Raw genomic sequence first — 9193 nt, 5'->3', positions numbered from 1 at the left:
GCCTACGGTCAAAAATCACTGGAAATCTCAATTGATAAGGAATTCAAATGAAAAAGTGTCAGTCCAGGTCATTTTATAATCAGTCTAATGTGATTTTTGAAATACGCCTGATAAAACAAGCCCAATCCCCAGACTCACAAATAACAGGCTGAGTTTCATACGTAATCAGATTAAATTAAGCGATGAGTCCCATTCCGACCTCATCCGAGGGACGCCCTAAACCCGTCCCTGGGGGCTTGACTGCAGCCGTCCTGGCTGCAGATACCCTCGGCCAAGGTCAGAACGGGACTTTCTTTAACAATCTTGTCCTTAAGTTAACGACATTGTGTAAGCAGTTACCCTTAAAAAAGGAGGTTTTTTCTGCTATAATTGAATACATGTTAAAGGGACGAAAAAAACATAGTGTACTGTTTACCTGGTTTCTTCTTCTATTTTTTTTCAATGGGTGGATGATCATTCCGGTTTCTTCCGCCACTGCCGGAATTATTCGTGTTGGTCTGGAACCGTTACCACCCCTTATAGTTGATGAGAATACCGGTTATACAGTTGACTTGCTGAAAGAAATAGAAAAAATCTCTGACCTGAAATTTCATATTGTTATTATGCCCTATAACCGGGCAAAACGAATGCTCAGGCAGGGAAGAGTGGATCTCATAGGTCATATCCCCTATCATTCAGAAACGCAGGAATTTTACAGTTATGCACGGGAGCTGGATTTTAAGATTGATGTGAAAACTGACATATATGTTGTTGATAAAAGAATTTTGCACAATATTCAGGCATTGAAAATAGGAATTCCGCGGGGGAACGAAGAATTCGCGGCAAAACTACTGCATATTCCAAAGCGCAATTTTTATCCGGGCAGTCTTGAAAGTCTTTTGCAGATGCTGGTTCGGGGAAGGATAGATGCTTTCTGGTTTGAACGGTCTGCAACCATATCAACATTACATAAACTTGGAATAAAAAATTTATACTATATGAAATTCCCTGAAAATCCGGCTCCGGCAGGTCTTGCTGTAAGAAAGAGTAAAAAGGGAATATTTCTGCAGGAGAAGCTGGACGGTTTGCTGAAAAAAATAAATGTTGATCGTTTCCTGTCCGGGTACAGCCGATTCCTTGCCATGCCGGATACCGGTATTCTGGATCCGTGATGGTTTTGTGATATTTTTCTCCTGATTACCCATGAAACCAGGCACATCCCCAGGTTCACAAGTTGCAGGCTGAGTTTTGCAGGTAATTAAAATTCACAATCAAGTCTGTGTGAAAAATTGCTCGCCTTCCTTCAGGGTATTTGTTGACGATGTGTCCCGATGCCCGATCCCGTTGAAATAGTTCACAGTAATCAATGTATTCAAAAAATATCAGCCTGCATCGTCATCAAGATCTTCCGGATTCAGGAGGCAGGTCTCTTGGAAAAATGGTCAAATCTCAAATTTTCAAATCCGGTTTTCCTGTTTTTCTTTGTTTCTGTCTGCTTATCATACCCTCCTGTTCATTGGCCAGGCAGGTGATTCTTCCCCTGACTCTTGATTATAAACTGTTGTCCTCATTGCTGGTGAAAAATGTCTTTACAGGAAAGGATAATTCATTCACGGTAGAAGAAAACAGTTGTACGCGGGTAAAAATTACTGACCCCGTTTATTCTGCTGAGGGGGAAAATCTTCGGCTTGAGATGCGGCTGGCTGTAGACTTTGGTTCGCCCGTGGGCGGGAAGTGTTTTCTACCTCTGAAATGGGATGGATATATTGTGTTTTTGCAACAGCCTGTTTTTGATGGGGAAAATTTCAGCCTCTCATTTAGAACCGTTGATTCAAAGTTGTATTCTCTGGAGCATAAGCCCGCTACTCTTGCGGGATTAGCCTGGAAGTTTATTCAGTCCTCCGTTTATCCCCGCCTGAACAGGGTCGGAATAAATCTTGCTCCTCCTGTGACTCATCTGAAGAATTTTCTTCGTCCCCTTTTTCCCCACCTGTCGACGCAGGTAACGGACAGGATGCTCGACAGTCTTCGAGGGGGGAGGGTGATGGTGCGGGATGGAGGGTTACTTGCAGAACTAGTTTCCGAGGTGGAAAGCGTCTATGAACCGGCCGGGGAAGATCGTCCCCTGACTCCGGCTGAGACCAGAGATCTCGTCGGATTATGGGAAACCTGGGATGTTTTCCTGGTGCAGCTGGTTACGGCAATTGGTGGATACAGTACTTCCGACAGTGACCAGCAGATTCTGGTGGATGTCCTGCTTTCCGCCCGGTATGAGTTCAGTGCCGCTCTTGCCGGTCGGCGTGTCGGCAGGGATTTTGTCAGAATCCAGTTCCTGGATGCCTGGAAGAGGCTTGCACCGATTTTCAGAAAGCAGCTTTATTCCGGGGATGGAGAAAATGGTCTGGGTTACCTGGCATTTTTTACCGCCGCTGATGCCCTGGAGGTTTTTGATAAGATGGGGCCGACCATCGGAATTGAGATCAGTCGCCAGGGCCTGCTTCGACTGGCAAGGATGCTCGATGGTAAAGTGGGGAAATTGCGCTATGTTCCCGATGTGGATTCGAGGTTGAGAAATCTTCTGGAACTACCGCGGTTGCAGGAAAGGAGTCAACCTTTGCCGGAGGAGCCGGGAATTGATCTGGACGATGTGAAAAAAGAACCACTCTCCCTTTTCAGAAATGTGTTTGTTACACCTGTCTGTGCAGAACCTCTGCCCGGGTTGAAAGAAATTCTCAAGTGGAAAGTGCCGAAAAAGAATATAGAAAGCTATGTCCTGCGGGTGAGAAAGGTTCTGGATGGAGCCATTGGCCGGCTTCTTGGCCGGGAGCAGATTCCAGCATCCCTGCATGGCGCATTCAGGGAGATGATAAATGCCATGGCCTGGCAGGAAAGCTGCCTGAGACAGTTTGTGGTGAAAAACAGAAAACTGACCTATCTTCTCTCCTATAACAGGTCTTCGGTGGGTATTATGCAGGTCAATGAACGGGTGTGGCGCGGGCTGTACGATCGTGGCAGACTGCGTTGGGATATTCGTTATAATGCCCTTGCCGGTTGTGAGATTGCTGATCTTTACCTGCGTAAATATGTGCTTGCCGGGCGGAAGAAATCGGTCCCGGATAAAGATTTAATAGTTCGGACAGTATATGCCATGTATAACGGTGGTCCCGGTCAGTACAGTAAATTTCTTGTCCGGGAGAAAAAGAAGAGACATTTTCGCAGTGACCTTCTTTTTGCCGAAAAACTGAGTTGGGTCCGGTCCGGGAAGTGGCAGAACCTTTCCCTTTGTCTTCTTGGCGGGTAATAGAAGCAGAACACAGGTGATTTTCACAAGACTCTCCTTCGATTTTTACGAATAACCATATTGCAACTCCTCACAGTGGTAGTAACTGCATGATTTTATTACTGTGAGCAATTACACCATATTTAGAATTGCAGATTTATGGTGTTCTGATAGAAAATGTATATTGACAAATTGTAATGTGCATGTACAATCAGGATAAATGTGAATGTATATGTACATGCAGGGGGTAGTATGGAACTGACGGAAAAGCAGCAGCACTTTTTTTCTTATCTGACAGATCGAATGGCAGAAGATGGACGTGTTCCGAGCCTGCGGGAGGCCGCCCGGGATCTCGGTGTGAGTCATACAGCAGTCGCCCAGTTGATGTTGCAGCTGGAGAGAAAGGGAGTGGTTGAGCGGGAAGGGCGTTATGGCCGAACCGTTCGTCTGTTTCCCGGTTCCCATGGAAGCACAAAGGGATTGGGGCGCGAGTTACCGGTTATCGGCCGGATTTCCGCCGGACTGCCCATGTATGCCCAGCAGGAATGGGAAGGGACGGTGGTGGTGGATCCGGCCATCTTTCGGGGAGAAAATCTTTTCTGCCTGCGGATCAAGGGAGAATCCATGCGGGACGCGGGCATTTTCGATGGGGATCTTGTTGTGTGCGAACCGAGGCAATATGCGGAAAACGGCGAGATTGTCGCGGTGCTGGTTAAAGGTGAGGAGGCTACCGTTAAACGTTTTTTTCTCTATGCCGACCACATAGAGTTGCGACCGGAAAACAGTGAATATCCGGTCATGTGCTACCCGTTCAGTGAAGTCCTGGTGCAGGGTAAGGTGACGGGGGTTATCCGGGGAAAGAACAACAGGTTTGACGGTGAGACTGGATAAACCGGCATGGCCGGGCACTATGGATCAACCGCGGGAAATGAATGAAGCTCCGATCACCGCGGAAAGACCTTCCTCTATGGAATTTCCGGACAGGGAGGGCGAGGTGGATGTCGGCACCTGTGGTTATTCCTACAGGGAGTGGGTGGACAGCGGTTTTTATCCGGCCTCCACAAGGAGCAGTGAAATGCTGGTCCGGTACGGTCGTTTCTTTTCCGTGGTTGAACTGAACTATACCTGGTATCAGATGGCCCGGGAAGAGGCCATTGCACGCATGATGGAAAAAGCGCCCGGTCATGTGCGTTTTGCCGCCAAACTGACCCGAACCATGACCCATGAACGTGTAGAGGACTGGCAGCGGGAGTTGAAGGATTATATCCGGGGAATCGCACCTCTGGGAAAAAGGCTGCTTGCCGTTCTGATACAGCTCCCGCCGGATTTTGACAGGACAGTTGCCCATCGCACTTATCTGGCGGCTCTGCTGGATGGCCTCTCTTCACTGCCGGTGGCGGTGGAGTTTCGTCACCCCTCCTGGGCCCGGGACAGTGTCTTTAGCGAGCTGGAAAGGCGTCGGGTCAGCCTGGTCACTGTTGACTGCCCCCGGCTGCCCGACCTCTTTCCGCCCCTTGATGTGGTCACCAATCCGGATCTTTTTTATATCCGTTTCCATGGACGGAACAGGGCGGGGTGGCGTTCTGGCAACATGCAGAAAAAATTTCATTATGATTATTCAACCGAAGAGCTGTGTCGCTATGCGGATGATCATATCAGACCGATGATGAAAAAGGCGGCGCGGGGCCTGCTCTTTTTCAATAATCATGTGGGAGCCCATGCGCCGCGCAACGCGCGGAAGCTGGCACGCATTCTCGCGGGAGACGGGTGAAGGCGTCATGGGAGCAGCATTCGTCTTACCCGAGAGGTCAGTTCTTCATCTGAACGTGGCTGATTTTGCGGTATCTGTTGAGCGGGTGGTGGATTGTACTCTGCGTGGCCGGCCTCTTATAATAGCTCCCCTGCAGGGGGCGCGGACGGTTGTTTACGACATGAGCGAGGAGGCATATGGGGACGGTGTGCGCAAGGGTATGGGGTTGCGGCATGCCATGAAAAGATGCAGACGGGCACTGCTGCTGCCTCCACGTCCCCGGCTTTACAGAAAGGCAATGACTGCTTTTTTAAAAGAAGTTCGCAGCTATTCACCCCTGGTTGAGAGTGGCGGCATCGATGGTCATTTTTTTGTCGATGTGACGGGAACCCACCGTCTCCATGGGCCACCTCCGGATGTGGGTCTGCGCCTTCGTCACTACGCCCGTGATCGTCTCGGCATAAATCCCATATGGTCCCTGGGGTCCAGCAGACTGGTGGCGAAGGTGGCTTCCCGGCTGGTGAAACCGGTGGGGGAATATATTGTTGCTCCCGGTGAGGAAGCCGATTTTCTGGCACCTCTGCCGGTGGATCTTCTGCCGGGTTTGACCGGGGTGGAGTTGCGGAAAATAAAGGAACTGCAGCTCCTGACTGTCGGTTGTCTGGCCGGCCTGACCAGGGAGCAGCTTATGGTGGTTTTTGCTGATCGTTCTGATCATCTTTACCATATCAGTAGAGGGATTGACACCACTGTGATCGGTATGAAGGTTACCCGGGATGCCGTCAGTTATGAGCACGTTTTTGCAAATGATACCAATAACCGGCACGACGTGGAAAGGGCGATCAGTCATCTGGTTGACCGGGCCGGATACAGGCTCCGGGCAGGACGGCAGGTGGCGGGTCGTGTAGCTGTTCGACTGCGATACTCCGATGGCCGCCAGTTGCTGCGCCGGGCCTGCCTGCGCCGGGGGAGCAATAGTGATTTTGTTCTGCACAGCCAGGCGATTATAGCCCTGCAACGGGCCTGGCGCAGACGAACCCGGATAAGGAGTTGTCTGCTGATCTGCGATCGGCTGCGGAAACAGTCTCCCCAGCTGCCGCTTTTTCCCGGAGGTGAATATTGCCGCAGGCGGGAACTGCTTGCAGCCATGGATACGATCCGTACCCGTTTCGGGGAAGAGGCGGTGCGCAGGGGCGGGATGAAGAGCTCCTGTGGCGGTGGATGACAGCAATGTTTCTTCTGGGTGTCCGTTCCAGCTATTCTCTTCTGCGGGGAACTGCTTCTCCTGGCCGTCTCTGTCGCCTGGTGAAAAAACTCGGCTATACGGGGATCGGTCTGGCCGACCGTGACAACCTGTATGGTTTATGGGATTTCCTGAGAGGATGCCGGGATGAGGGGCTTTGCCCGATAATCGGCGCGCAGATAACGGAACCTGGTTCTCCGGATTCAGTTATCTGTCTGGTTAAAAATGGCCGTGGTTATCGTTCCCTCTGTGCTCTTTTGACGGATCGTCACTGTAAAAAGCATTTCAGTCTTACCCGCGGGTTGCCGGTTCGGGCTGAGGGGCTGATTGTTCTCTGTCGGGAGCCTGGCCTGTTGAAGGAGTTTTGTTCCGGGGGGGTGGAGGTTGCCGCTGATCTGGGGGGGGCCGTCAGCGCGCAGGGGCGGATCTTACGGCAACTGGCGGGAGAACTTGGTGTTCCCGCTGTGGTAACGGCTGACTGTGATGCTGTCGGCAGAGATGATTTCCGGCTTGCCTGCCTGTTGCGGGCCGTGCGTAAGGGGGTCACTATCGGTGACGCACGGGACGGCCTGAGAGGGATGGAGCAGAAGGGGATTGTCTCTTCCCCGGAGTTCAGCGGGAAATTCGCCATCTGGCCCGAAGTGATCAGGGCAACGGCAGAACTGGCTGCACGCTGCCGGTTTACCGGTCCGGATTTCGGTGTCGTCATGCCTCCCTGGTGTAATGACCGGGATAATTCTCCCGTCGAAGCTCTCAGGCGTGAGGCATATCGGGGAGCCAGGCGCAGGTATGGAGACGATCTCGGAGAACCGGTTATAGAGAGGCTGGAACATGAGCTGCGGATTATTGAACAGATGGGATTTTCCTCCTATTTTCTTGTTGTACGGGATATTGTTCATCCTGAAGGGAAGGATGGCCGGCGAAAAAAACGCAGGATCTGCGGTCGTGGATCCGGGGCGGCTTCCCTGGTCGCCTATTGCCTGGAGATCACCAATGTCTGTCCTTTGAAATATAACCTCTATTTCGAGCGGTTTCTCAATCCCGAAAGGAGTGATCCTCCTGATATTGATATCGATTTTGCCTGGGACGAGCGGGATGAGGTTCTGGATGAAATCCTGCAGAAGTTCCGGGAACATGCGGCCATGGTGTGTAATCATGTTTTTTTTAAACCGAGAATGGCAATCAGGGAGACAGCCAGAGCCTTCGGACTTCCTGATCATGAAATTTCTGAAGTTACCGGACGTCTGCCCTGGGTCAGCAGAAATGAAGGAGAGGGGCTGGAAACGCGTTTGCGTGCACTTGCCTCTTTCCGGGGAAAGGAGTTTCTTTCCCCATGGCCGGAGATTTTAGAGCTGGCAGAAGAACTGGTGGGCCTGCCCCGCTGTCTGTCGGTTCACCCGGGAGGTGTAGTGATAACTCCGGGGCCGATCAACAGTTATGTTCCAGTGGAGTATGCCGCCAAAGGAGTGCCTGTTATTCAGTGGGAGAAGGACGGCACTGAAAAGGCGGGGCTGGTTAAAATAGATATTCTGGGAAACAGAAGTCTCGGTGTGATTCGCGATTGTGTGAAAGCGATCAATGAAAATGGTCAGATACTGCAGGAAGAATATTGGCAGCCTGAGGATGATGAGGTCACCAGGCAGGCGATTGGTCGGGGGGAAACCATGGGCTGTTTTTATATTGAAAGTCCAGCCATGCGTCTGCTCCAGAAAAAGGCGGGTAGGGGGGATTTTGAACAACTGGTGATCCAGTCCTCCATTATTCGTCCGGCGGCCAATGAATTTGTGCGGGAATATGTGCGGCGTCTCCATGGCGGCGACTGGCAGCCGCTCTGCGATCGGCTTGGAGATGTTCTTGATGAAACCTATGGGCTGATGGTTTACCAGGAGGATGTTTCCAGGGTGGCGGTGGCCATGGCCGGTTTCAGCCATGGTGAGGCTGACGGACTGCGTAAGATCATGTCAAAGAAGGACAGGGAGCGGCGGCTGAAGCATTACCGGGATCGTTTTTTTAAGGGTTGCGCGGAAAATAATGTCGCTCAGGAGGACAGGGAAGAGATGTGGCGGATGATGATGAGTTTTGACGGATATTCGTTCTGCAAGCCTCATTCAGCCTCCTATGCCAGGGTCTCTTTCCAGGCTGCCTGGCTCAAGTGTCATTTTCCGGCCGAATTTATGGCCGCGGTGATTTCCAACCGGGGCGGTTATTACTCCACTTTCGCCTATGTTTCAGAGGCGAAACGGCTTGGCCTTAAAATTTGCCATCCGGATGTTCGACACAGTGAAATTGTCTGGGTGGGGAAAAATGACTGGATACGGGTGGGATTACAGGAGCTTCGCGGATTGTCCTCCGGCTGTATGGAACGGATTGTCATGGAAAGAAAAAAATGCAGTTTTACCAGTATTTCTGATTTTTTCTGTCGTATTAACCCTGCCGATAATGAGGTCAGTGTGCTGGTGCACGGTGGGGCATTGGACGGGCTGGCCGGGGATTTAAATCGTTCGGAATTGCTCTGGCAGTGGGCGGGATATCAGGCCGCAGGGCAAAACCATCCACGCTCTTTTCTTTTTCCGGTCGTCCTGCCGTCTCCGCCTTCCCTCCCTGCCCCCAATGAGCAGACCCGTTTGCGGCGGGAATTTGCGGCCCTCGGGTTTCTTTGTGATATCCATCCTCTGGAGTGTGTTGCCCGCCAGGAAAAAAACCTTATCAAAGGGTGTGATCTTGACAATTACAGGGGGCAGCAGGTAAATATTGCGGCATGGTTGTTGACGGGAAAACTTGTATCGACTAAAAGTGGCGAGGTGATGGAGTTTTTGACTTTTGAGGATGAAACGGCTCTCTTTGAGACGACTTTTTTCCCGCAGATCTACCGGCGTTATGCCTCTGTTTTATCTGGTGGCAGGCCGTATGTCCTGTCCGGACTGGTGGATGAGGATTATGG

Annotated in this window: 6 protein-coding genes; all 6 read left to right on the top strand. The window is 51.2% G+C overall.

The features are described 5' to 3' along the window. Window positions 1-449 precede the first annotated feature (449 nt). Window positions 450-1151: a substrate-binding periplasmic protein gene (locus ACXLDX_RS14405; RefSeq protein WP_457577882.1), complete on the top strand. Its 702-nt coding sequence runs from the start codon at window positions 450-452 to the stop codon at window positions 1149-1151. A gap of 266 nt (window positions 1152-1417) precedes the next feature. Continuing rightward, complete coding sequence (locus ACXLDX_RS14400) at window positions 1418-3280, top strand: lytic transglycosylase domain-containing protein (protein ID WP_457577881.1); 1863 nt, start codon at window positions 1418-1420, stop codon at window positions 3278-3280. A gap of 231 nt (window positions 3281-3511) precedes the next feature. Continuing rightward, entirely contained in the window at window positions 3512-4150 is a 639-nt protein-coding gene (gene lexA, locus ACXLDX_RS14395; RefSeq protein WP_457577880.1) for a transcriptional repressor LexA, read from the top strand. Beyond that, window positions 4137-5030 (top strand): DUF72 domain-containing protein, encoded by an 894-nt coding sequence (locus ACXLDX_RS14390; RefSeq protein WP_457577879.1) that lies wholly within the window; start codon window positions 4137-4139, stop codon window positions 5028-5030. Before lexA ends, ACXLDX_RS14390 begins: the two co-directional genes overlap by 14 nt. Before the next feature lie 7 nt (window positions 5031-5037). Next, complete coding sequence (locus ACXLDX_RS14385) at window positions 5038-6234, top strand: DNA polymerase Y family protein (protein WP_457577878.1); 1197 nt, start codon at window positions 5038-5040, stop codon at window positions 6232-6234. Next, on the top strand, window positions 6231-9193 hold a 2963-nt coding region (locus tag ACXLDX_RS14380; protein ID WP_457577877.1), incomplete at its 3' end, for a DNA polymerase III subunit alpha. The genes ACXLDX_RS14385 and ACXLDX_RS14380, both read left to right, overlap by 4 nt.

This window comes from Desulfomarina sp., from assembly GCF_054039375.1.
Note: the sequence above shows the minus strand (reverse complement) of the source record. Positions and strands in the feature narration are given on the sequence as shown.

What these genes read in the sequence shown, in the direction of transcription:
- ACXLDX_RS14405 (WP_457577882.1), top strand. Translation starts at nt 450, where the DNA reads ATGATCATTCCGGTTTCTTCCGCCACTGCCGGAATTATTCGTGTTGGT.
- ACXLDX_RS14400 (WP_457577881.1), top strand. Translation starts at nt 1,418, where the DNA reads ATGGTCAAATCTCAAATTTTCAAATCCGGTTTTCCTGTTTTTCTTTGT.
- lexA (WP_457577880.1), top strand. Translation starts at nt 3,512, where the DNA reads ATGGAACTGACGGAAAAGCAGCAGCACTTTTTTTCTTATCTGACAGAT.
- ACXLDX_RS14385 (WP_457577878.1), top strand. Translation starts at nt 5,038, where the DNA reads ATGGGAGCAGCATTCGTCTTACCCGAGAGGTCAGTTCTTCATCTGAAC.